Annotated in this window: 23 protein-coding genes and 1 pseudogene; 10 read left to right on the forward strand and 14 right to left on the reverse strand. The window is 72.3% G+C overall.

The window, feature by feature from the left end; all coding sequences use genetic code 11:
• Nucleotides 1–191: 191 nt before the first annotated feature.
• On the forward strand, nt 192–1,664 hold the full coding sequence (locus tag R2B38_RS17955; protein WP_318017144.1) for a PP2C family protein-serine/threonine phosphatase: 1,473 nt from the start codon (nt 192–194) through the stop codon (nt 1,662–1,664).
• A 40-nt stretch (nt 1,665–1,704) separates the two neighbouring features.
• Here R2B38_RS17955 and R2B38_RS17960 read toward each other — a convergent pair whose 3' ends face one another.
• The 3 genes from R2B38_RS17960 to R2B38_RS17970 all read right to left on the reverse strand — a co-directional run bounded on the left by R2B38_RS17960 (nt 1,705) and on the right by R2B38_RS17970 (nt 3,360).
• Nucleotides 1,705–2,040, reverse strand: a complete 336-nt coding sequence (locus R2B38_RS17960; RefSeq protein ID WP_078651503.1) for a DUF2516 family protein — start codon at nt 2,038–2,040, stop codon at nt 1,705–1,707.
• A 131-nt stretch (nt 2,041–2,171) separates the two neighbouring features.
• The gene (locus R2B38_RS17965) at nt 2,172–2,828 is read right to left on the reverse strand and encodes a hypothetical protein (protein WP_318017145.1); all 657 of its coding nucleotides are present in this window, start codon (nt 2,826–2,828) and stop codon (nt 2,172–2,174) included.
• Between the two features lie 58 nt (nt 2,829–2,886).
• Nucleotides 2,887–3,360, reverse strand: a complete 474-nt coding sequence (locus R2B38_RS17970) for a helix-turn-helix transcriptional regulator (RefSeq protein WP_318017146.1) — start codon at nt 3,358–3,360, stop codon at nt 2,887–2,889.
• 277 nt (nt 3,361–3,637) lie between these two features.
• On the opposite strand from R2B38_RS17970, the gene R2B38_RS17975 reads away from it, so the two are divergent.
• From R2B38_RS17975 to R2B38_RS17990, 4 genes are all read left to right on the forward strand, one after another.
• On the forward strand, nt 3,638–4,894 hold the full coding sequence (locus R2B38_RS17975) for a sensor histidine kinase (RefSeq protein WP_318017147.1): 1,257 nt from the start codon (nt 3,638–3,640) through the stop codon (nt 4,892–4,894).
• Nucleotides 4,891–5,577: a response regulator transcription factor gene (locus tag R2B38_RS17980; protein ID WP_318017148.1), complete on the forward strand. Its 687-nt coding sequence runs from the start codon at nt 4,891–4,893 to the stop codon at nt 5,575–5,577. The genes R2B38_RS17975 and R2B38_RS17980 overlap by 4 nt, the downstream gene beginning before the upstream one ends.
• Nucleotides 5,578–5,650: 73 nt before the next feature.
• On the forward strand, nt 5,651–6,193 hold the full coding sequence (locus tag R2B38_RS17985) for a hypothetical protein (RefSeq protein WP_318017149.1): 543 nt from the start codon (nt 5,651–5,653) through the stop codon (nt 6,191–6,193).
• 690 nt (nt 6,194–6,883) lie between these two features.
• A complete protein-coding gene (locus tag R2B38_RS17990; RefSeq protein ID WP_318017150.1) occupies nt 6,884–8,023 on the forward strand; it encodes an alpha/beta hydrolase in 1,140 nt (379 codons plus the stop codon).
• Here R2B38_RS17990 and R2B38_RS17995 read toward each other — a convergent pair.
• Entirely contained in the window at nt 7,983–8,606 is a 624-nt protein-coding gene (locus R2B38_RS17995; RefSeq protein ID WP_318017151.1) for a TetR/AcrR family transcriptional regulator, read from the reverse strand. The genes R2B38_RS17990 and R2B38_RS17995 overlap by 41 nt on opposite strands.
• A gap of 127 nt (nt 8,607–8,733) precedes the next feature.
• Between R2B38_RS17995 and R2B38_RS18000 the strand changes: the two genes are divergently transcribed.
• Nucleotides 8,734–9,687: an NADP-dependent oxidoreductase gene (locus tag R2B38_RS18000; protein ID WP_318021718.1), complete on the forward strand. Its 954-nt coding sequence runs from the start codon at nt 8,734–8,736 to the stop codon at nt 9,685–9,687.
• 100 nt (nt 9,688–9,787) lie between these two features.
• Here the strand turns inward: R2B38_RS18000 and R2B38_RS18005 are convergent, their stop codons facing one another.
• Together R2B38_RS18005 and R2B38_RS18010 are read right to left on the reverse strand one after the other, a co-directional pair.
• Complete coding sequence (locus R2B38_RS18005; RefSeq protein WP_318017152.1) at nt 9,788–10,816, reverse strand: zinc-binding dehydrogenase; 1,029 nt, start codon at nt 10,814–10,816, stop codon at nt 9,788–9,790.
• Nucleotides 10,817–10,890: 74 nt separating this feature from the next.
• Nucleotides 10,891–11,868 (reverse strand): aldo/keto reductase, encoded by a 978-nt coding sequence (locus R2B38_RS18010; protein ID WP_318017153.1) that lies wholly within the window; start codon nt 11,866–11,868, stop codon nt 10,891–10,893.
• Between the two features lie 204 nt (nt 11,869–12,072).
• Between R2B38_RS18010 and R2B38_RS18015 the strand changes: the two genes are divergently transcribed.
• The gene (locus R2B38_RS18015; protein ID WP_318017154.1) at nt 12,073–12,975 is read left to right on the forward strand and encodes a helix-turn-helix transcriptional regulator; all 903 of its coding nucleotides are present in this window, start codon (nt 12,073–12,075) and stop codon (nt 12,973–12,975) included.
• On the opposite strand, the pseudogene R2B38_RS18020 reads toward R2B38_RS18015, so the two are convergent.
• A pseudogene (locus R2B38_RS18020) lies at nt 12,976–13,152 on the reverse strand (TetR/AcrR family transcriptional regulator); the annotation flags it as partial. It lies immediately after the preceding gene.
• 30 nt (nt 13,153–13,182) lie between these two features.
• On the opposite strand from R2B38_RS18020, the gene R2B38_RS18025 reads away from it, so the two are divergent.
• Nucleotides 13,183–13,452 (forward strand): hypothetical protein, encoded by a 270-nt coding sequence (locus R2B38_RS18025; protein ID WP_318017155.1) that lies wholly within the window; start codon nt 13,183–13,185, stop codon nt 13,450–13,452.
• Between the two features lie 40 nt (nt 13,453–13,492).
• Here R2B38_RS18025 and sigJ read toward each other — a convergent pair whose 3' ends face one another.
• From sigJ to R2B38_RS18045, 4 genes are read right to left on the reverse strand one after another with little or no spacing between them, the layout of a single operon-like run.
• Nucleotides 13,493–14,476 carry an RNA polymerase sigma factor SigJ gene (gene sigJ, locus R2B38_RS18030; protein ID WP_411978466.1) on the reverse strand — a complete coding sequence of 328 codons (984 nt, stop codon included), beginning with the start codon at nt 14,474–14,476 and terminating at the stop codon, nt 13,493–13,495.
• Complete coding sequence (locus R2B38_RS18035) at nt 14,473–15,252, reverse strand: SDR family oxidoreductase (protein ID WP_318017157.1); 780 nt, start codon at nt 15,250–15,252, stop codon at nt 14,473–14,475. The genes sigJ and R2B38_RS18035 overlap by 4 nt, the downstream gene beginning before the upstream one ends.
• Nucleotides 15,249–15,680, reverse strand: coding sequence for a hypothetical protein (locus R2B38_RS18040; protein ID WP_318017158.1), 432 nt, complete (start codon nt 15,678–15,680; stop codon nt 15,249–15,251). The genes R2B38_RS18035 and R2B38_RS18040 overlap by 4 nt, the downstream gene beginning before the upstream one ends.
• A gap of 55 nt (nt 15,681–15,735) precedes the next feature.
• Entirely contained in the window at nt 15,736–16,194 is a 459-nt protein-coding gene (locus R2B38_RS18045) for a GNAT family N-acetyltransferase (protein ID WP_318017159.1), read from the reverse strand.
• A 63-nt stretch (nt 16,195–16,257) separates the two neighbouring features.
• Between R2B38_RS18045 and R2B38_RS18050 the strand changes: the two genes are divergently transcribed.
• Nucleotides 16,258–17,328, forward strand: coding sequence for an aminoglycoside phosphotransferase family protein (locus tag R2B38_RS18050; RefSeq protein WP_318017160.1), 1,071 nt, complete (start codon nt 16,258–16,260; stop codon nt 17,326–17,328).
• A gap of 60 nt (nt 17,329–17,388) precedes the next feature.
• Here the strand turns inward: R2B38_RS18050 and R2B38_RS18055 are convergent, their stop codons facing one another.
• On the reverse strand, nt 17,389–17,886 hold the full coding sequence (locus R2B38_RS18055) for an HAD domain-containing protein (RefSeq protein WP_318017161.1): 498 nt from the start codon (nt 17,884–17,886) through the stop codon (nt 17,389–17,391).
• A gap of 86 nt (nt 17,887–17,972) precedes the next feature.
• Nucleotides 17,973–18,596 carry an RraA family protein gene (locus tag R2B38_RS18060; RefSeq protein WP_318017162.1) on the reverse strand — a complete coding sequence of 208 codons (624 nt, stop codon included), beginning with the start codon at nt 18,594–18,596 and terminating at the stop codon, nt 17,973–17,975.
• 201 nt (nt 18,597–18,797) lie between these two features.
• Between R2B38_RS18060 and R2B38_RS18065 the strand changes: the two genes are divergently transcribed.
• The gene (locus tag R2B38_RS18065) at nt 18,798–19,634 is read left to right on the forward strand and encodes a nitroreductase/quinone reductase family protein (protein WP_318017163.1); all 837 of its coding nucleotides are present in this window, start codon (nt 18,798–18,800) and stop codon (nt 19,632–19,634) included.
• Between the two features lie 98 nt (nt 19,635–19,732).
• On the opposite strand, the gene R2B38_RS18070 is transcribed toward R2B38_RS18065, so the two are convergent.
• On the reverse strand, nt 19,733–21,928 hold the full coding sequence (locus R2B38_RS18070; RefSeq protein WP_411978467.1) for a phosphotransferase: 2,196 nt from the start codon (nt 21,926–21,928) through the stop codon (nt 19,733–19,735).
• Nucleotide 21,929 lies beyond the last annotated feature (1 nt).

The following is a 21,929-nucleotide window of genomic DNA, read 5'->3' on the forward strand; positions in this document are numbered from 1 at the left end:
CCTTCGTCATCCCCGGGTAAGAGCCACCCCGCCCAACTCCCGTACGGATCACGGCATATGACAGTGGCCGCCTGCCAGGCGACCTGTCTCACACCATTCCTTTACGGCGCCCACTACCGCTATGGTCCCCGTCGGTGGGTCGAGGTCCCTCGCCCCACCGTGCCCTCGGGGGGAGGGAAGGAACCAGGACGATGCCCGCACCCATACCGCGGCAGAGAGCGGTCCCGGCCGCGGAGAGTGGTCAGGCGCAGACCGAGCCCGCGATCGGCGGCCCCTCCGGAGACAGTTCCGGAGGCAGCCACGCGGCCGCCTCCACAGCCGTCTCCGGAGCCACTGAGGCCCCGCGCACGCAGGACACGGTCAACGACGACACGGTCGCCGCCGCCGACAAGGCGGGCGACAAGGCCGACGACGGCAAGGCGGACGACCGCCCGGCCGACGCCGCGCCCCGCGCTGCCCACGGCCCCGCCCACGGCACCCCGGCCGGTCACCTCACCCTGCTGATGATCGAGGACGACCCCGGTGGTTCGCCCGTCGTGCCCGAGCTGCTCGACCCGACCGGCAAGCCGATCCGGGTCCGCACCGCCCGCAACCTCACCGAGGCCGAGCGGCTGCTCACCGACGACGTCCACTGCATCCTGCTGGACCTCGCGCTGCCCGCCCCCGCCCGGGCCGCGGACGGCACCGACGACGAGCTCGCCGTGCTCAAGCACGTCCTGCGGCTCGCGCCGCACCACGCCGTCCTCGCCCTCACCGCGTCCGGCGACACCGAGCGCGGCGCCGAGGCGGTCCTCGCGGGCGCCCAGGACTACCTCTTCCGCGACGAGCTGGACGGCCGGCTGCTGAGCCGCGCGATCCGCTACGCGGTGGAGCGGAAACGGTCCGACCGCGCCGAGCGCAAGCTCACCGAGTCCAAGCTGCGCGCCCAGGAGAACGCCCGCCTCGAACGCGGCCTGCTGCCCACCCCCCTCCTGGAGGGCTCCCCGCTGCGCTTCGCCGCCCGCTACCGCCCCGGCCGCTCCCGCGCGCTGCTCGGCGGCGACTTCTACGACACCGTGCGCACCCCCGACGGGACCGTGCACGCGATGATCGGCGACGTCTGCGGCCACGGCCCCGACGAGGCCGCGCTCGGTGTGGAACTCCGCATCGCCTGGCGCGCGTTGACCCTGGCGGGCCTCTGCGGCGACCAGTTGCTCGGCACGCTGCAGCAGGTCCTGGAGCACGAGCGCTCCGACGACGAGATCTTCGCGACGCTCTGCACGGTCGACATCGCCCCCGACGGCCGCCGCGCGGGCCTCTGCCTGGCCGGCCACCCGTCCCCGCTGCTGGCCCGGCCGGGCCGCCCGGCCGAACTCCTCCCCTACGACAACAACGGCCCCGCCCTCGGCCTGCTCCCCGGCGCCCGCTGGCCCCGGATGCAGGTAGAACTGGGCGCCGAGTGGAGCCTGATGCTCTACACCGACGGCCTGATCGAGGGCCGGGTCGGAGAGGGCCGCCGCGAACGGCTCGGCCAGGACGGCATGGTGGCGATGGTCCGCCGCCAGCTCGCCGAGGGCCTGCGGGGCGAGGAACTGCTCCGGGCCGCGGTCAACGAGGTCCGCGACCTCAACGGCGGCGAGCTGACGGACGACGTGGCGGTACTGATGCTGGACCGGACGCCGTAACCCCGTAGCGAGCGGTGGGTGTGGTGATCGCCGTACGGCTTCAGCGGCCGCCGTTGTACGGGCCGTAGGGGCCGTCGCTGCTGGAGCCGCCTCTGCGGCTGCGGCCGCCGCCGGGAAGGCCGCGCAGGGCCGGGCGTACGTCGACCATGTACACGATGGTCGCGACGAGGCCGATGATCGGCAGGAACGACAGGATGTTGAAGATGAGGTTCACCACGAAGGCGAGCCCCAGGACGATCAGCCAGAACGGCTTGGTCTTCTTGTCCGCCGCGCGATAGGCGTCCTCGCGGCGCGTGGCCGCGTCGACCAGCGCGAAGCCACTGAAAACGATCAGGGCGGTACTCAACAGCCACATGAACCCTGTGAAGCCCTGCATCAGCACTACGTCCACCACCCGACTCGACTCGTCCGTACGCGGTCACCGTACCCGCAACCGGATTCCCGCTACCCGAAGAACGGGCCGGGCACCCGTGGAGTGCCCGACCCGTTACTGATCACCCGTACGTGTTACTTCGCGGGCGGAGTTGTCTTCTTGGCGGTGGTCTTGCGGGCCGGGGCCTTCTTCGCGGCGGCCGGCTTCTTGGCCGGAGCGGCCGGAGCGGGGGTCTCGGCCTTCACCACGACGGGCTCGGACACAGGCGCCGGGGTCGGGGTCGGGTCGGGCTCGACCGCGACGGCGAGCTCCTCGATCTCGTCGGCGGCCTCGCCGCGCCAGGTCTTCACGGCCTGCTCGCCGTGCTCGGCGACCTTCTCGTACGCCTCACGGGCCTTGACGGCGTACTCGGCGGCGACGCCGACACCGCGCAGCGCGAAGTCCTGGGCGGACTCGCCGAACTTCTTCAGGTCGGCGTCGAGATTGCTGCTGAGCTTCTTGAGGTCACCGTCGAGGCTGGTGATGAACTCGTTGACCTTGGTCTGGAAGGTCTCCTGCGCCTCCTTGGCCTTGGCACCGGCCTCCTTGGCACGGGCGGCGGCCTTCTCCTGCACGGCCTTCGGGTCGGTGCCGCGCACGGCGTCGATCCGGGCCGGCGCCTCGGCGCGCAGCTGCTCGACCAGGCCGGGCACCTTCTTGGCCTGCTGGAGCGCGAGGTCGGCGGTGCCGGCGGCGAAGTAGAGGGGGGTGGGGTCGCTCAGGGTCTTGCGCAGGTCATCGGTGATGGCCATGGTGATGGTCCTCCCGGTTGCTATCAGCTGAGGGTTTTGTGTTGTGTACGTCCGCGGGTCAACCGGCGGTCCCGTGCGGCGCGGCACTGTCGCCGCCGTCACCACCGTCGCCGACATCGGCCACGCCGGGGCTGCCGCTCAGGCCACTGCCCTCGCCCCCGTCGGCGATCTCGAACCCGTTCTCCTTGCGGAAGGACTCGTAGATCTGAAGCAGCACCTGCTTCTGCCGTTCGGTGAGCGTGGGATCGGCGAGGACGACGGCACGCGTCGCGTCCTCCCGTCGGCGCTCCTCTCCGTCCCGCTCGGCGTCGAGGATGCCGGCGCGCACGTACAGCGTCTCGGCGGAGATCCGCAGCGCCTTGGCGACCTGCTGCAACACCTCCGCGCTCGGCTTGCGCAGCCCGCGCTCGATCTGGCTCAGATACGGATTCGACACCCCGGCGGCATCGGCGAGCTGCCGCAGAGACAGCTGCGCGTTGCGCCGCTGCTCACGCAGATACTCCCCGAGATTGCCGACGTTGAGCGTTGCCATGCCTCCACCTTGCACCAGCCCCGCTAACTATTGCAAGCACCTGCTTGCAAAAGTGCGCCATGCCACGTGCCGGGCGGGTCACCGAGCGCGGCGAGGCGCGTGCCGGCGCCACGTATAAGCTCGCCGCCGTGCGCCGCCGGCCGTGAGTGCGCCGCGTCGGTCGGGCTCGACGCAGCCGTGGTGCAGCCGTAGGCGCGTGTGGGACGCGCGGTGCGCGGACGGCGGGAGCCGGCCCGAGGGCGAACGGAGCGCGGGAATGGTGGGTATGGGGCCCGACGTGATCCGGTCCGCGGCCGAGCGCGGCCGCCGGGTCTTCGAGCGTGGGGACGTGATCGGCGCGGGTGCGCTGATCGCCTGTGTGGTGGTCTCGGTGATCGCGGCCGACGGGGTGGCGCTGAAGGTCGTCGTCGCCGTGCTCGGGCTCTGCGCGGAGCTGGGCATGGTGCTCAGCGGCCGGGCCCTGCCGACGCCGCTGACCTGGTTCGGGGTCGCACTGACCATCGGGACCGGCTTCGCCATCATGGCTCTCGTGCCCGCCGGGCTCGGCGAGGTTCCCGTGCTGGCAGCCGCCGCGGTGCTGCCGATGTGCGTTCCGGCCGGGCCGGTGCGCAACGCCTGCGTCGCGCTGCTGGCGGCCGGCTTCGGCGTCGCGGTCATGGTGATCTTCGGCAGCGTGGCGGGCCTGCTGTCGGCCGTCGGCGTGTGGCTGCTCGCCGACCGTTCGATCGAGCACGCCGCGCTCCAGGCCGAGCGGGACCGCGCGGTCGCGCTGCTGGCCGAGGTGGAGGCGTCCCGCGCGTCCCGGCAGGAGGCGGCGGCCCTGGAGGAGCGGCGGCGGATCGCCCACGAGATGCACGACGTGCTCGCGCACAGCCTCGCCGGACTGTCCATGCAGCTGCAGGCGGTCAGGGCGATCGCGCGGCGCGACGGTGCTCCGGCGACGCTGACCGGGCCGCTGGACCGCGCCGCCGAGCTCGCGCGCGACGGAGTGCAGGAGGCCCGCGCGGCGGTGGGTGCGCTGCGTTCCGTACCGCTCCGGGGCGTGGCCGATGTCGACGGCCTGACCAGGGGTTTCCCGGGCGAGGCGCGGCTGCGCGTCAGCGGCCGGGCCGGCCGGCTCGCACCCGAGGCCGGGCACGCGGTGTACCGGGCGGTGCAGGAGGCCATGACCAACGCGGCGCGGTACGCGACCGGCAGCGCCATCGACGTGGACCTGGTGTGGGAGGGCTCCGAGCTGCGCGCCGTCGTACGGGACCATGGGCTGCCGGCCGGTCGCGGCCCGTCGGGAGTGCAGGGCAGCGGCACGGGGCTGCGTGGCATGGCCGAGCGGATCGAGGCCGTCGGCGGCTCGGTGACCGCCGGACCCGCGCCCGAGGGGCCGGGGTGGCGGATCGCGCTGCGGGTGCCGGTCGTGGAGGAGGACTCCGGCGCCGCGGTGGGCGTCGCTTCCGAGGATGCCGCCGCAGCCGGCGGCGCTGTAGCAGGCGGCACTGACATCGGCGGCATGACGGCAGACGGGAAGGCGGACGCGTGACGATTCGGGTGCTGGTCGCGGACGATCAGGCGGTGGTGCGGGACGGGGTCGTGCTGTTGCTGACCTCGGCGCAGGACATCGAGGTGGTCGGGCAGGCCGGTGACGGGAACGAGGCGGTGCGGCTCGCCGTGGCGGAGCGGCCCGACGTCGCCCTCGTCGACCTGCGGATGCCCGGGCTCGACGGCGCGCAGGTGACGGCCGAGATACTGGCGGCGGGCATCGGGACACGGGTGCTGATCCTGACGACGTTCGCCGACGACGACGCGGTGATGCCGGCGTTGCGGGCCGGCGCGCTCGGCTACCTGACCAAGGACGCGACCGGCGAGGCGGTGCTGGCCGCGGTCCGGGAGGTGGCGGCCGGCCGGACCGTCCTCGACCCGGCCGTACAGCGGCGGCTCGTGCAGCTCGTCGTGACGGAGCCCCAGGCGCCCGCCGCCGCGCCCGCGTCCGCGCCGGCGGCGCTTCCTCCCGAGGCCGAGGGGCTGACCAGGCGGGAGGTCGACGTCGTACGGCTCCTCGCGAAGGGGCTGAACAACCGGCAGGTGGCGCGCGAGATGGTCGTCAGCCTGGCGACGGTGAAGACGCACCTCAACCATGTCCTCGCCAAGCTGGCGCTGGAGGATCGCGGCGCGCTGATCGCCTGGGCCTGGCGTTTCGGCCTGGTGGACAACACCGAGCAGTGACGGCGGGGATCTCAACCCGGGTTACACCCCTGGGTTGAAGGAGTTCGGGGCGCGTCGGCGAATGCTCTTGGACATGACGACAACCGACTGGCTCATCGACATCGCGCTCCTGCTCATCGTCCTCCGCCAGCTGCGCGAGGAGCGGATGACCACCCGCACCATCCTGCTCCCGCTCGGCATGATCGCCTGGGCCGCGAGCAACTACCTGACCGACATCCCGACCGCCGGCAACGACGTACCGCTGGCCGTGGTCTTCGCGGTCACCGGGGTCGCCTTCGGCCTCGCCGGCGGTCTGCTCACCCGCGTCCGGCACGCCGACGGGCACGTGCTCATCAAGGCCACCCGCGGTGCGGCCGCGCTCTGGATCATCAGCATGGGCTTCCGCCTGGGCTTCGCGGTGTGGTCCACGCATGCCTCCGGCACCGCGCACCTGACCAGCTTCTCCGCCGCGCACGACATCACCAGCGGCCAGGCCTGGGTCGTAGCCCTGCTCCTGATGGCGGTCGGCGAGGTCGTCGTCCGCCTGGGCACGATCATCGTCCGCGGCCAGCTGCTGCAGGCACGGGTCGACCGCGAGGCGAAGCGCACGGCGTCCCGGCCGGGCGCCTACGCCTGAGCCTGGGCCTGAGCCGCGCGACAGCCCGGGTACGACGCTCATCCCGCGCAGCAGCCCGCGGTACGAGGCTCAGCCCGCGCGACAGCCCACAGCACTCCGCCCACCCGGGGAACGGCCCGCAGCGCTCCGCCCAACCCGCGCAATGGCCCACGGCGCTCCGCCCGACCCACGCAATGGCCCGCGGCACGACGCCTGACCCGTACAACAACCCGCAGCCGCCGCCCAACCCGCGCAACAGCTCGCGGCACGACGCTCGCCCTGCGCAATGGCCAGCGGCACGGCGCTCGTCCCGCGCAACAACCGCGAGCACACCGCCCGACCTGCGGAACAGCCCCTGGCACGACGCTCATCCCGCAGCGCGACACCCGACCCCGCCACAACCCGCGGCGCACCGCCCGACCCGCGCAACAGCCCGCAGCACGGCGCTCGCCCCACGCGCCGCACCCGCGGCGCACCGCCCGACCCACGCAACAGCCCGCAGCGCACCGCCCGACCCACGCCACAACCCGCAGCGCACCGCCCAACCCACGCCACAACCCGCAGCACGGCGCTCGCCCCACGCACCGCACCCACAGCGCGCCCCGCTCCGCACCCCCACTCACCTCGCTCCGCACCCCCACTCACCTCGCTCGACACTCCACCCGTCCCGCTCAACACCCCACCCGCACCTGACCAGCACGGAGGCCCCTCATGCCCGCATCGCACCGCACACCGCGTGCCCTCACCCGGCCTCGGCTGGCCCTGGCCGCCGCCACCGTGGCCCTCGCAGCGGTCGCCTGTTCGTCCGGCGGCGGGCACGCGACCGGCACTTCGAGCGCTTCGAGCAGCAGGCCGAGCGCGCAGGCCACGGCGATCACCGCCACCGCCACCACCACGGCGGCGTCGGCCCTCGTCCCGAACTCCGCCCCGACCGGAAAGGGCGCGTTCCTCGGGCCGGTGCGCCGGATCCCGGTCGACGGCATCAAGATCGGCTACCGCCGGTTCGGCTCGGGCCCCGACCTCGTCATGGTCATGGGCGACACCGGCACCATGAGCGACTGGACGGTCGACCTGCTGAGCCGCCTCGGCCGGCACTACCACGTCACGGTCTTCGACAACCGCGGCGTCGGCTACACGACCGACGACACCTCGGTCCCCGACACCATCCCGCTCATGGCGGACGACACCGTGGGTCTGATCGAGGCACTGGGTCTACGGCACCCCGCGTTGCTCGGCTGGTCGATGGGCGGCGAGATCGGTCTGACCGTCGCCGCGCTCCACCCGGGTGCGATCAGCGCGCTCGTGAGCACCGGCGGCGACCTCGGCGGCAGCCGGGCCATCAACACGCCGGCCGCCGTGGCCAAGGAGCTCAACAGCCCCAGGACCACGGGCCCGCAGCTGATGGACCTGCTCTTCCCCGCCGACGCCACCGCCGCGCGGGCCGCGTACATCGAGCAGCTCGGTCTGATCCCGCCGGAGAAGGTCGGCGACGAGACGCTGCTGCGTCAGTACCAGGCCGGACAGGCCTACGAGTCCTTCGAGGGCACCTGGGACAAGCTGCCCGACAGCACCGTCCCGATGCTGATCACCAACGGCTCCCTCGACAAGATCACCCCGCCCGGGAACGCGAGCATCATCACGCACCGGGCCAAGCACGCCGAGCGGGTCATGTTCCCCGACGCCGGCCACGCGATGCTCGTCCAGGACGCCGGCCGGTTCGTCTCCCTGGTGACCCGGTTCACCAAGGCGTCGGGCGTCGCACAGCAACAGCCGCCCCCGCCACCGGGGTCTCCGCGGGCAGCAGTCCGTGTCAGCGGGAGAGCCCGTCGGCGGCACCCGGGTGAGGCCTGAGGCCGTCCATGAGGAGGTCGAGCAGGCGGCGGGCCTGGTCGGGGTCTCCGGACCTGGCGGCGACGGCGAGCATGGCGAGGACGCCGGCGGAGACGTCCTCGGGGCGGACGTCGGCGCGGATGTCCCCGGCGGCGGCGCCGGCTTCGAGGATCGTGGCGATGGCCGCCAGGAGTTCCTGGCGGGTGTGCGCGAGGGAGATCGCGCCGGTGTCGACCATGGCGAGCAGGGTGTCGGTCATGCCGTGCTTGGTGGCCAGCCACTCCCCGAACAGGTCCATCCACAGCCGCAGTGCCCGCGCGGGCGGACGGCCGGCGAGCAACTCGCGCGCCCCGGCCGTCAGTCGGACGACCTGGTCCTGGTAGACGGCGTCGACGAGCGCTTCCCGGGTCGGGAAATGGCGGTAGACGGTGGCGACGCCGACGCCCGCCTGCCGGGCGATCTCGCGCATCGACGGCTCGGTGTCGGAGGTGGCGAAGACGCGGGTGGCCGCCGCGAGCACACTCTCTCGGTTGCGTACGGCGTCGGCGCGCGGCTGCGGGGAGGCAGCCGGGGACGGGTCGGCTGCCATCGGGTCGGCGGTCATCTCTAAACGGATCGCGTTCCGTTTGGGGCGGTCATGGGGTTAGCCTAGACCCCGAGCCAAACGGAACACGTTCCGTTTAATCCTCGGAGGAGACCTCATGACCGAACCCGCTTCCACGCCGGAGACCATGCGCGCCGTCCGCTTCCACGAGAACGGCGAGCCCGCCGACGTCCTCCGCCTGGAGACCGCTCCCGTGCCCGAGCCGGGGCCCGACCGCGTTCGTGTCGCCGTCCACGCGTGCGGACTGGCCCCGGCCGACTGGGCCCTGTGCCGCGGACTCTTCCCCAGGACCCTGCCGCGTGGCATCGGCTACGACGTCTCGGGCACCGTCGAGGCCGTCGGCGCGGGCGTCACGGACGTGGCCGTCGGCGACCGCGTGTTCGGCACCGCCGACTTCGCCGGCCAGCCGAGCGCGGGCGCGGCGGACCGGGCCGTGCTGGACCGCTGGTTCGCCGTACCCGAGGGGCTTGACCTCACCCGGGCCGCCACGCTCCCGATGGCACTGAGCACCGCGTCCTGGCACCTCGCGCGACTCGGCCTGACCGAGGACAGCACGATCCTGGTCAACGGGGCCGGAACCACCATCGGCTACGCGGCCGTGCAGATCGCCCTCATCCGCGGAGCGCGGGTGACAGCCACCGCCGGAGAGACCTACGCCGAGCGGTTGCGCGCCCTCGGAGCCACGGTGGTCGGCTACGGCGACGGCCTGGCCGACCGGGTCGAGGCCCTCGGCGTCGGCCGGGTCGACGTCGTCTTCGACACCGCGCCGCCCAACGGCGCCCTGCCCCAGCTGGTCGAGATCGTCGACGGCGACCCCCGGCGGGTGCTGACCTGCTCCGACCTGGCCGCGGCGGCGGAACTCGGGGTCCGCGACAGCTTTCACGAAGACCCCCCGATACGGACCGACGAAGATCGCTTCGGCGCCTTCCCCGAGTTCGCGCAGCTGGCCGCGGAAGGCAGGTTCACCGTCCCGGTCGCCGGAACCTTCCCCCTCACGGACTGGCGCAAGGCCCTCGAGATCAGCCTGACCGGGCACGCCCACGGAAAACTCCTGCTCCTGCCGGCCGGCGACTCCGACTGACCACGAGGACCGACGCGCCGGACAACAGCGTGCCGCGGTTCGCGGGCACCCCGGAGCCGGCGCGGGCTCAGGCGTCCCTCCGCTGTCCATGGGTGGGGGATCAGGGCCGGACGAGGGCCTTGAGGACCTGCCGGTCGGCCATGGCCCGGTAGGCGTCCGGCGTACGGTCGAGGGCGAACTCCTGGTCGAAGACGCGGCCCGGGGTGATCGTGCCGTCGAGGACGTCGGGCAGCAGCCGCTCGATGTAGGCGCGGGCGGGACTGATGCCGCCGGTCAGGGTGAGGTTGCGCCTGAACCCGGCCGGGTCGAGCGGTCCCCGCTCGTACTGCGGGGCACCCAGGCGGCTGATGGTGCCGCCGTCGAGGACCGCGCCGAAGGCGGTGTCGAGTGCCTGGCGGGTGCCGACCGCCTCGATCACCTTGTCCACACCGCCGGTCAGCTCGCGGATGCGGGCGATGCCTTCGTCGCCGCGCTCGGCCACGACGTCGGTGGCGCCGAACTCGCGGCCCAGGCCGGTGCGCGCTTCGTGGCGGCCGGCGAGCACGATCCGTTCGGCGCCGAGCCGCTTGGCGGCGATCACCGCGCACAGGCCGACCGCGCCGTCCCCGACGACCAGCACCGCGTCGCCGCGGCCGACGCCAGCGGTGACCGCGCCGTGGTGGCCGGTGGTCATCACGTCCGACAGCGCCAGCAACGACGGCAGCAGCGCGGAGTCGGCGGCCACGGGCAGCTTGACCAAGGTGCCGTCGGCGTACGGGACGCGAACGGCTTCGCCCTGCCCGCCGTCGACGCCGTCGAAGCCGTAGCGGCCGCCGTTGCGGCAGGAGGTGTGCAGGCCCCTGGCGCAGTAGTCGCAGGTGCTGTCGCTGTAGGTGAACGGGGCGACGACCAGGTCACCCGCCGTCAGCCCGGTCACGTCCGCGCCGGTCTCCTCCACGACCCCGAGGAACTCGTGGCCCATGGGGCGGCCGGTGTCGGTGGCGGGCATCGACGCGTAGGGCCACAGGTCGCTGCCGCACACGCACGCGGCGAGGGTGCGTACGACGGCGTCGGCCGGCCGCACGATCTTCGGGTCGGGCCGGTCCTCGACGCGGACGTCTCCGGCTCCGTACATCACTGCTGCGCGCATGAGGGGTCTGCTCCAAACAGGGGGTCGTGCGGGTCGTTCGGGGGATGAGGGGCCGTACCGGCCGGCCCGGGAGATCAGCGTTCGAGCAGCCGGGCCTGGGCCTCGCTGTGGGTGTCGCCGGACGCCGGCGGCAGGGCGGCGAGCCGGGCGAGTTGGCCGGGGGTCAGTGTGAGGGCGTCGGCGGCGGTGTTCTCCTCGACTCGGGCAACGCGCTTGGTGCCGGGGATCGGGGCGATGTCGTCGCCCTGGGCCAGCAGCCAGGCCAGGGCCACCTGCGCGGGCGTGGCACCGACCTCGGCGGCCAGGGCCTGCACCGCGTCGGCGATCGCGAGGTTGCGCCGGAAGTTCTCGCCGGAGAAGCGCGGGTTGCCCCGCCGGAAGTCGTCCTCGTCGAACTGGTCGGTGGAGCGGACGGTGCCGGTCAGGAAGCCGCGCCCGAGCGGGGAGAACGGCACCAGGCCGATGTTCAGCTCCCGCAGCACGGGCAGGACGCGCTCCTCGATCCCCCGCGTCCACAGCGAGTACTCCGACTGCACCGCGGTGACCGGCTGGACGGCGTGCGCGCGGCGGATCGTGTCCGGGCCGGCCTCGGAGAGCCCGAAGGCGCGCACCTTGCCCTCGGCGATCAGCTCGGCGACCGCGCCGGCGGTCTCCTCGATCGGGGTGTCCGGGTCGACCCGGTGCTGGTAGTACAGGTCGATGTGATCGGTGCCCAGCCGCCGCAGCGAGCCCTCGACGGCGGTACGGATGTTGGCCGGCCGGGAATCCGCGTTCCAGGTGCCCGCACCGCCGTGGGAGATCATGCCGAACTTCGTCGCCAGCACCACCTGGTCCCGGCGCCCCTTCAGCGCCCGGCCCACCAACTCCTCGTTGGTGTACGGGCCGTAGATCTCGGCGGTGTCGATGAGCGTGACGCCCAGCTCCAGCGCCCGGTGCACGGTCCGGACCGACTCCGCGTCGTCGGTGCCGGCGCCGCTGTAGCCGTGGGACATGCCCATGGCGCCCAGACCGATCCGGGAAACATCCACGTCACGCAGCTTGATGTAGCGCATGGGGCCCTCTCCGGTTCATGGCGTCGCCCGGCACCCGCACGCGTCTCCCCGGCGGATCGTGCCCGCGGGGACCGGGGGCACCGGCGTCTTCCTCACCCACCTTCGCGCGGATCACGCCGGTGTGGCAGGGCGGGCTCTTCAGGGGTAACGACAGGGCCCCTCACGCACCCGCGCGGCACGGACCGGACGGGTGAGACTGGAGTCATGGCAACCGAGAGCGCGCACAGCGAGGGCGCCGAGCTGGGCCGCTATCTGCGCGCCCGCCGCACCCAGACCAGCCCCCAGCACGTCGGCCTCACCGTCGGCACCGGCCTCCGCCGCACCCCCGGCCTGCGCCGCGAGGAGCTGGCCACCCTCGCCGGCATCAGCATCGACTACTACGTGCGCCTGGAACGCGGCAAGGAGACCCGCCCCAGCCCCGCCGTCCTCGACTCGCTCGCCCGCGCCCTGCACATGGACGACCAGGAGCACCAGCACCTGCGCGAACTCGCCGCCCGCGCCGCCCGTTACGTCTCCGAACCACCGCCCGCGCCCAGCCGTACCGTACGCCCGCACCTGAGGCTGCTCCTCGACTCGCTGCGCCCGAACCCGGCCTACGTCATCAGCCGCAGCATGGACATGCTCGCCTACAACCCCGGCGGCCTCGCCCTCTACCCGGGCCTCGACGACTGGCCGGTCAAGCAGCGCAACCTCGCCCGCTACCTCTTCCTCCACCCCGCGGCCCGCGACCTCTTCACCGACTGGGAGCGGCGGATCACCGGCTGCGTCGCCCGCCTGCGCGCCATCGCCGGTACGGCCCCCGACGCCCCCGACCTGACCAACCTCGTCGGCGAACTCCTCCTCAAGAGCCCGGACTTCGCGGGCCTGTGGGAGCGCTACGAGGTGACGGGACGCAAGCCCGCCCACAAGACGTTCCAGCACCCGCAGGTCGGCACCCTCACCCTCACCCCCCAGTCCCTGCACGTGGAGGGCACCCCCGGCCAGCGCATCGTCGTCTACACCGCCGAACCCGGCACCCCCGACCACGACGCCCTGCTCCTGCTCGACATGACCGCACCCCGGCCGGCGGCACGCCCCTCCCCCGCCCCCGGCTCCCGCAACGGGTGATCAGCCGACGTCCGTCCCGCCCGCGACACCGGACGCCAGAGCCCGCGCGCTGTCGGCGAAGAACTGCTCGTCCGCGTCGGGGGCGAGGCCGAGGGTGACGCCCTGCGTGAGGCCGACGAACAGTGCCCTGAGCCCGGTGGTCAGGCGCTGGGCCTGAGATGCCGTCACGGTGCCGCCCACATCGCCGGCGCCGCCCCGCTCGGCCGGTTGCTCGACACCCCGGCCTGGCTCCTGATCGCCTCCGGCGCGGCCCTGCTGACCTGCGGCGGAATCGAGATCGGCTATGTGCGCAGCCGACCGGTGCGCACGTACACGCGGCTCATGATCGCCTACGACAGCGGCTGGGTACTGACGGCTCTCGCGGGCCTGCTGATGGCGTGGCAGGGCAGCGGCGCCGGGGGCGAGGTGTGGATCGGCTACCAGACGGCCGCCCCGCTCGTGTTCGCCGTACTGCTGGCGACCGCCGCGGCGAAGTGACCGCGCTGTCGCGTTCGGGGTTGTTCCCGACCACCCGTTCTCACGCGCCGCAACTCCCGTTCCACGCCCCCAACTTGTCCGGATCGACCACCATCCACAGCTCGCTGATCAACCCACCCCGCACATCCATCGCCAGCACGGCGATCGTCGTCCCGCCCATCCGCACGGCCACCCCGGGCATGCCGTTGACGTCGTCCTCGACGAGTTCCATGTCCGGTTCCCGTCGCATGAGTCCGAGGAAGAGGCGGGCCACCTTGTCGCGGCCGACGACCGGACGCAGGGCCGCCCGCACCTTGCCGCCCCCGTCGCTGCGCGACTCGACCGCCGGGTCGAGCAGCGCGACCAGCGCGTCGAGGTCCCCGGTCTCGCAGGCCTCGCGGAACGCGGAGACGACGCGCCCGTGTTCCGCCGCCGTGGCGCTGCCGGGCGGGCGGTGGGCCAGGCGGCGGCGGGCGGAGGAGGCGAGCTGACGGCAGGCGGCAGGCGTACGGCCGACCGTCTCGGCGATCTCGGTGAACGGCAGCCCGAAGACGTCGTGGAGGACGAAGGCGACGCGCTCCGCCGGAGTCATCGAGTCGAGCAGCACCAGCATCCCCATGCTGACCGACTCGTCCAGGGTGATCCGGTCGGCGGGATCCTCGGCACCCGCACCGCCGCCCGTACTGGCCCACCCGGCCCCGTGCCGCACCGGCTCCGGCAGCCACTCACCGGTGTACCGCTCCCGCCGGGCCCGCGCCGACCCGAGTTGGTCGAGGCAGATCCGCGACGCGACCCGGGTCAGCCAGGCCATCGGCACGTCGATCGCCCACTGCGCGTCCTCGGACAGCGCGTACCAACGGGCGTACGTCTCCTGTACGACGTCCTCGGCATCCTGCACCGAACCGAGCATCCGGTACCCGAGGTTGAGCAGGTGCCGCCGCTCGGCCATGAGGGAACCGAGGGTGGGGTCCGGGCCTTGGTCCGTGCCCTGATCCTGGTGCGGGCGCCGGGACGATCCGGGTGACGTGGACACAGCGGCGATCATCCTCCCCGTACCGACGACGGACCGCCCCGCACCACACACCGAGTGAGCCACTCGTCGAACGTCTCCGCACCCCGAGGCCCGCTGTCGTCGAGCGGCAACTGCCCGTCCCCCGTCATCGCCGCGCCCACCGCCCCCGGCATCCGCACCGGCACCACCAACCGCCGTTCCCGCCGAGCCCGCAGCAACTGCCGCACCATGTCGACGAGTTGCTCGACACGCGGCCCGGCGAGTTCCGGCGCCATGCCCTGGGCAGGACCCAGCGCCAGCTTCACCAGGTGCCGCGCGACCTCCCGCGCGGCGACCGGCCGGGTCCGCATCCGCGGCACCACCGCCAGCGGCCCCGGGACCCGTTCGAGGGTCTGTTCCGCGAACTCGTGGAACTGCGTCGCGCGCAGCACCGACCACGGCACCGGCCCGCCCCGCACCACATCCTCCTGGCGGAGCTTGCCCTGGTAGTAGCCGAGCCCGACCCGGTCGATGCCGACGATCGACAGCACCACGTGATGCCGTACGCCGGCCCGCTCCCCCGCGTCCAGCAGCGTGCGCCCTACGGCCTCGAAGAACGCGACCGACTTCCGCGCGCCGGTGGTCGTCACGTTGCTCACGTCGACGACGGTGTCCACCCCGTCCAGCGCGGCGTCGAGCCCCGCGCCGCCCGAGACGAGGTCGACGCCCCGCGACCGGCTCAGCACCACCGGTTCGTGCCCGGCCGCGACCAACTCCTCGACCACGTACCGCCCGATCAGCCCGGTACCGCCCGCCACCGCCACCTTCATCGCTCGTCACCCTCCCGCTCGGAACGCGCCGACACCGGCACCAGCAGCACCGCCGACAACAGCAGCAACCCGCCCAGGGTCACCACGTTCAGCACCTGGTCACGCGTCCCGTACATGTCGAGATGCCGCACGTGATAGCTGAAGTGCAGCACGTTGAAGACCAGCCACACCGCACCCGTCGTCTGCACCAGCCGGGTGTTCCGCACCTGCCGCAGCGCGATGAGCGTCAGGCAGGCCAGCGCGAGGAACATGGACCCCGCGTCCTTGACGAGGTGCTCGTTGTAGGGGCCCAGCTGGGGCAGCCAACTCATCCCGAGCCCGGGGAAGTTCGCGTACCACCCCGTGGGCGAGAAGTAGGCCCACAGCCCTGTGTACAGGCTGACCACGGCCAGCAGACCGAGGCTGACGTACCGGATTCTCGTGTTCATACCGATACGACGACACAGCCCCCACGAATGTCACGGCGAAGCCCGAAGCCGCAGGTCAGGCGGGCAACCCCCGCACCATGAAAACGTCCACCGCGTCCTCGGCCTCGACGACGAACCCGTACCGCTCGTACAACCGCCGGGCCGGACTCCCCCGCAGCACATTCAGCCGTACGACACCGACACCGACCCCGTCACGGTCGCACCGCTCCAGCAGCTCCCCCAGCACCCCGGAACCGATCCCGCGCCCCTGATGTTGCGCGCCCACATAGAAATGCTCCAGCCAATGGCAACGGCCGTCCGCGTCCGGCCGTAGCGCCACACACCCCGCGAACGCCCCGCCCACCTCGATCACCCAGGTGCACCCCGGCTCGAACCCGTCCCGCAGCCGCTGCCGCACCCGCCGCGCGTCGTACCGCCCGAGCCGTTCCAGATCACCGCGCAGGACGACGGCACGCAGCTCGGCGATCGCCTCGACGTCGGCCGCCGACGCGGGCCGCAGCTCCCAGTCCGCCACGATCAGCACGCTACCGCGCGGAAATCGATGGAACCCGGGCGGCCCCGCTGCTGGAATGACGCGATGCGCGACGACACATCCGTGATCATGGACCGAGGCCGGCACGAGAACGCCAAGACGCCCTGGGATCAGCCGACTTGGCGGAACGAGATCCTCGCCTGGGCCGCCCGCGAACTCGCGGCGAGGGGCCTGCGGGAGAGCGGCACAGCCCGCCGCGGCGTACGCCTCCGCCCGTGGTCCGTCCTGGTCCGCATCCCCGTAGAAGGCGCCGACACCACCGCTTCCACCGCCGTATGGCTGAAGGCCAATCCCCCCGCCGGCGCCTTCGAGGCCCCGCTCACCGCCGCCCTCGCCCGCTGGGTCCCGGAGTGCGTCCTGGACCCCCTCGCCGTCGACGCCGACCGCGGCTGGTCCCTGCTCCCCGACGGCGGCGAACTCTTCCGCCATGCCCTCGACCGCACCCCCGCCGACCCCCGCGCCTGGGAAGAACCCCTGCGCCAGTACGCCACGATGCAGCGAGCCCTCGTCCCGTACACCAAGGACCTCGAACAACTCGGCGTCCCCAGCGCAAGGACGACGGACCTCCCCCAAGTCTTCGACGAGACAGTGGAGTTCATCCACTCGGTCACCGAGCGAACAGCGGCGCCGCTACGACGACCCGCCCCCGACGCCGACCCCACCGCCCTTCACGCCCTACGCCCCCGCCTGCTCAACTGGTCCGCGGAACTGGCCGACTTGGGCATCCCCGACTCCCTCGACCACTCCGACCTGCACGACGGCCAGTTCTTCAACCCGGAGCCCGGCCGCTTCACCTTCTTCGACTGGGGCGACGCGGCCGTGTCGCACCCGTTCTGCAGCTTCCTGGTCCCCGCCGGCCGCGTCACCGAACGCTACGGCCCCGACGCGCTGCCCCGGCTGCGTGACGCCTACCTGGAACCCTGGACGGGAACTGGCCTTACCAGCAAGGAACTTCGCCACGCACTGACTCTCGCGGGACGGCTCGGTGTCATCGGCCGCGCGGTCTCCTGGGGCCGGCACTTCCCCGGGGCGTCCGACCAGACGCGGGCGGCGGGCGCGGCGGAGAGCGCGAGGTGGTTGCGGCAACTGTCGTACGACGAGCCGCCGTTCCAGTGAGAGGCAGAACGGAAAGCCGCCCGCCCCTCCAACCACTGGCCCCCAACCACCCACCCCGCGCTACCGGTTGGTGGCCAGCCACGCCTCCATGGCATCGAAGTCCGCGCCCGTGATCCCGTACCGATGGTCGACGCGTTGCAGCAGGGCCCGTTCGGGGTGGTGGGCGGTGACCCAGTCGCGGTCGGCGTCCCGGATCTCGTCGTCGACCCAGACGAAAGGCCGGCCTGCGGCCCAGGCGACGAGCGACCGGGTCTTCCAGTGCAGGCGGCCGCCGGTCGTGTTCTCATTCCCCTCCGCCGGGTCGAGCCAGTCCACCAGGGGGAGTTGGGGCAGTCCGAGCCAGGGCGCGACGCAGACGTTCGCGTCGTCCATCCAGGTCGTAGCCCACACCAGTTCGCACCGCAGCGCGGCGAGCCGCGGCCCGAGCGAGGGGTCGATCCGGGTCAGGAGCGGAGGGGCGGCGGCGGCCGGCGGCGCGAAGCCCGGTTCGTAGACCGGGTAGGGCCGCGACGCACCGAAGGGCAGCAGCGTCCCGTCGACATCGAGGAAAAGAAGCATCGCCAACAGGATCGGACACATTCCTCTCCCACGCCACGCCTGTAAGCCATTCCTCCCCTCCCCTCCCCTCTCCTACGGCACGCACGTCACCCCTCGAACCCGCCCGCGCGCAGCATCTCGTCGACCCGGGCCCGGTGCGCCGCCTCCCAGTCGTCAAGGTTCTGGGCGCCCTCCCGGACCAACCGCGCCAACGCCCCCGCGAGCACCTCGGCCCGTCGCGCACCCGGCACGACCACGACCCCGTCCTCGTCGGCCACCACGACATCCCCGGCGTCGACGGCGACGCCCCCGCACGTCACCCGCTCGTTCAACGGCAGTACGGCCTTCTTGGCCCCCGGAATCGGCACGACCCCCCGCCCGAACACGGGGAATCCGGACGCCCGCACCTCCCCCACGTCCCGGATCACCCCGTCGACGACGAACCCGGCGATCCCGCGCCGCTGCGCGACGGCACAGACGTTCCCTCCGGCGAGCGCGTACTCCAGGTCGCCCGACTCCACGACAACGACCGAGTCGGGCTCAGCGCGGTAGATGGCCGCGTGCAGCATGAGGTTGTCGCCGGGCGGACACCGCACGGTGAAGGCCGGCCCGGTGAGCCGCGGCATCGGTCCCCACAGCGCCCGGACGCCGAGGTCCATCACCTGCTCATGGCCGAGCAGCTCGGCGAGGGTGGTCGTAGGGATGTCCTCGAATTCGGTGGCGTCAGTCATACGGCGGACGCTACCGTCCCCCTCATGACTGCCGGGTCGGCCTTGTGCCGTGAGCGAGTCGGGTACCCGGCCTCCGAGTGAGGCCGAGGCGGGCGAGAGGCCCGCCATCTGTCACCGCGTCCAAGTCAAGTCGGGTCAACACCGCAGCGCGACAGCGCGATCCATGGACCAGCAGCGACAGAGAGAAGAGATCACCCCTTCATGCCCAACGACTTCAACCAACCGGTCATCGACGAGTTCCGCGCCAACAGGGGCCGGATGACCGGCTACTTCGAGGGTGCCCGCCTGCTCCTCCTCACCACCACCGGCGCCCGCACCGGCACCCCGCACACCACCCCCGTCGGCTACCTCCCCGACGGCGACCGGGTCCTCGTCATCGCCTCGGCGGCCGGCTCCGACCGCCACCCGGACTGGTTCCGCAACCTCGTCGCCCACCCCCAAGTCACCGTCGAGAGCGGCACGTTCACCTACGAGGCCCGAGCCGAGGTCCTCACCGGCGAGGAACGCGACCGGCTCTTCGCCCGAGCCGTGGAGGCGGAGCCGGGCTGGGCGACGTACCAGGAGAAGACGGACCGGGTCATCCCGGTCGTAGCCCTCCACAGCCTGGCGCAGGGCGGCCCGGGAACCATCAACGCGAGGTCCTTCGGCGAGGCGATCAAGGTGGTCCACGACGCGTTCCGCCGCGAACTGACACTGATACGAGGCGAGTTGGCCGCAGGCACAACAACCCTCGGCGCCCAACTCCGCGTCAACTGCCTCACGTTCTGCCAGGGCCTCCACAACCACCACACCGGCGAGGACACGATGCTGTTCCCCCACATCTCCGAACACCACCCCACCGCCACCCCGGCCCTGACCCGCCTCCGCGAGGAACACGAACGGATCGCGGCGCTGGTGGAGGAGCTGCGCGGGACGCTCGCGACGCCCACGGATCCGGCGGTGGTCCGGGCGGAGGTGGAGCGGTTGACGGCGGCGCTGGAGGCCCATCTGACGTACGAGGAGGAGGAGTTGATCCCGCTGTTCGACGACGCGCCCTAGCCGACCAGGCCGAACATCGCGCCGCCGAGACAGGCCCCGCCCTCTGAGGGCGTCACATGACCACGTCCAGACCGGCCTCCGGCGGAGTCATCGTCTCCCTATGCCAGTGCGCGGGCGAGATAGGGGTTGGCTCCTCGGCGGACGGTCAGGCCGAGGGAACCGGTGGCCGCCGCCAGGGTCATCGCGTACGAGTCCACCGCGCGACGGACGTTGGGAGCGTCCAGGCTTCCTCCTGTGACGAGACGATCGAGATCCACGTACGCGGACCGCACGATCTCGATCCACCGGTAGACGCGCCAGTCCATCTCCCAGTCCCTCGTGTACGCGGCGGGCAGATAGCGCTGCCAGCGGCGGAACATCCGGTCGCGGATCTCCGGTCCTGTCGGGGTGAGGTGCATGTGCCGGACCAGGTCGTAGAGCGGATCACCGACCATGGCCATGTCCCAGTCGATGATCGTCAGCGCCAGACTGTCGTCACGGCGTATCAGGTTCCACGGGTTGAGGTTCCCGTGGAGCAGGGCAGCAGCCCGGTGACTCACCGCGTACCGGGAGAGGATCTCCCGGAGTCGTGGTGCGTCGGGGAGCCCCACGAACCTGGCCAGTTGCTGCGACTCCTTCGGCAAGCGCCTTACCAGATCGACGAGTTGTTCGGTCAGCCAGCAGAAGAACCCATCGCCGCCCGCGACCGGGTCGACCTCGAGATAGTCCACCTCGGTCAAGGCGCGGAGTTGGTCGACCAGCCCGTCCGCCTCGTGGGGCAGCAGCCCGTGCACCGGGTGACCGGGCTGCTGACGGAAGTCGACCGGGCCCTCGTAGGTGTGGATGGCGAACAGGTCCTTGGAGTACGTCTGGATGTCGATGGCGTGTCCGGAATGGCTCTCGCCCTGTGCCAGGACCCTCGGTGCCGCTACCGCCGCGTTCGACCGCTCGATGAGCTGCAGCACTGCGTGCTCGCTGAGGAAGCAGCGTTCCCGTCGGTGGACGTTCCCCACGGTGCGCCGCACCACGACGGGGAAGTCGGTGCCCGGTACCCGGACCGCGGTATTGAGATGTGAGGTGCCTTTGAACACCCGGTCGGCGGGTGCCGCGCCTTCCAGGGACAGGGCGCCCCCGACGGCGGCGTAGGGGAAGTCGAGACGCTCGGGCACGCGCAGGTCCGGCTTCCAACGGGTCGCCGATCCGTCGGCGGTACCGCGCCGTGCGGTCCCGCCGACCCCCGCGGACGCCCGCCAGCGGAACAGGATCCGCTCGATCTCACGCTCGCCCGGCACATGACTGAGCCTCAGCGGCTCCGCACCCGCCTCCAAGGCCCGCCGGACCGCCGCCGTCGCGTCGTCCAGGCTCATCTGGTCGAACCGTTCCTCCAGGGACTTCGCGGCCCGCATGACATCCGGGTAGACCGACTGCGCCCGCTCGAAGGCGACGTAGTGCCGCAGGTCCTTCGCCACACCGTTGACGGCCGCCGGCCGGACGGCGTGCATGGCGTGCGCCCATGCGTCGATCACCTCGTCCCACTGGCGCGACGGGTAGTGCATCCGGACAAGGTGGGTCGCGAGATCGTGCAGCGGGTCGCCGTAGGTCGCCAGCTCCCAGTCGACGCAGATGAGCGGCGGATCACCGGCGTACGACATGATCAGGTTGTCGCGGTGCAGGTCCGCGTGGAGCAGGCTGTACGGTCGCCGCACCATGGCGGGTGCGCGTTCGGCCAACCGGACCAGGGCGTCCTCGGCAATACCCAGGGCCGCGAACAGGCCACCGAAATGAAGCCAGTTGAGCTTGCGGATCTGGCTGTCCGCCATCAAGGACAGCGTCCGCAGAAAGCCCTGGCTGTCCGTGTGGTTGGCGGGCCAGAGCGGCGGCCTGGGCGGCAACGCGCCACGGCGGACCCGGGCCATCTGGGCCAGGAGACCCACCAGCGCCTTCATGAGCAGCGCGTCGACCGGCTTTCCGTTCCCGCAGACACTGGACAGCGGTACACCGTCCACATAGCTGTGGACAGCGAAACCGTCCCCTTCGATCAGGCACTCGGGCACATGGGGCAGCACGCCCTTGATGGCCCGGAGGATCTCCGCCTCGTTCTCCCAGGTCCGGATCACCACCGGCAGGGCATCGGTACGCGGTATCCGCACGGTCACGGATGTGCCGACCGGGCGGCCCACCAACTGCGCGACACCGTCCGTCACCGGCAGCACGTAGTTCTGGTTGTGGTAGCCGTTCGCGGCCCATCCCGAATTCGCGGCGTCCGCCACGAACGCCTTCAGGTCAGGGAGGCGGGGATCACGAGGTATGCCCACT

The sequence above is a fragment of the Streptomyces sp. N50 genome, assembly GCF_033335955.1.
Classification (GTDB): domain Bacteria; phylum Actinomycetota; class Actinomycetes; order Streptomycetales; family Streptomycetaceae; genus Streptomyces.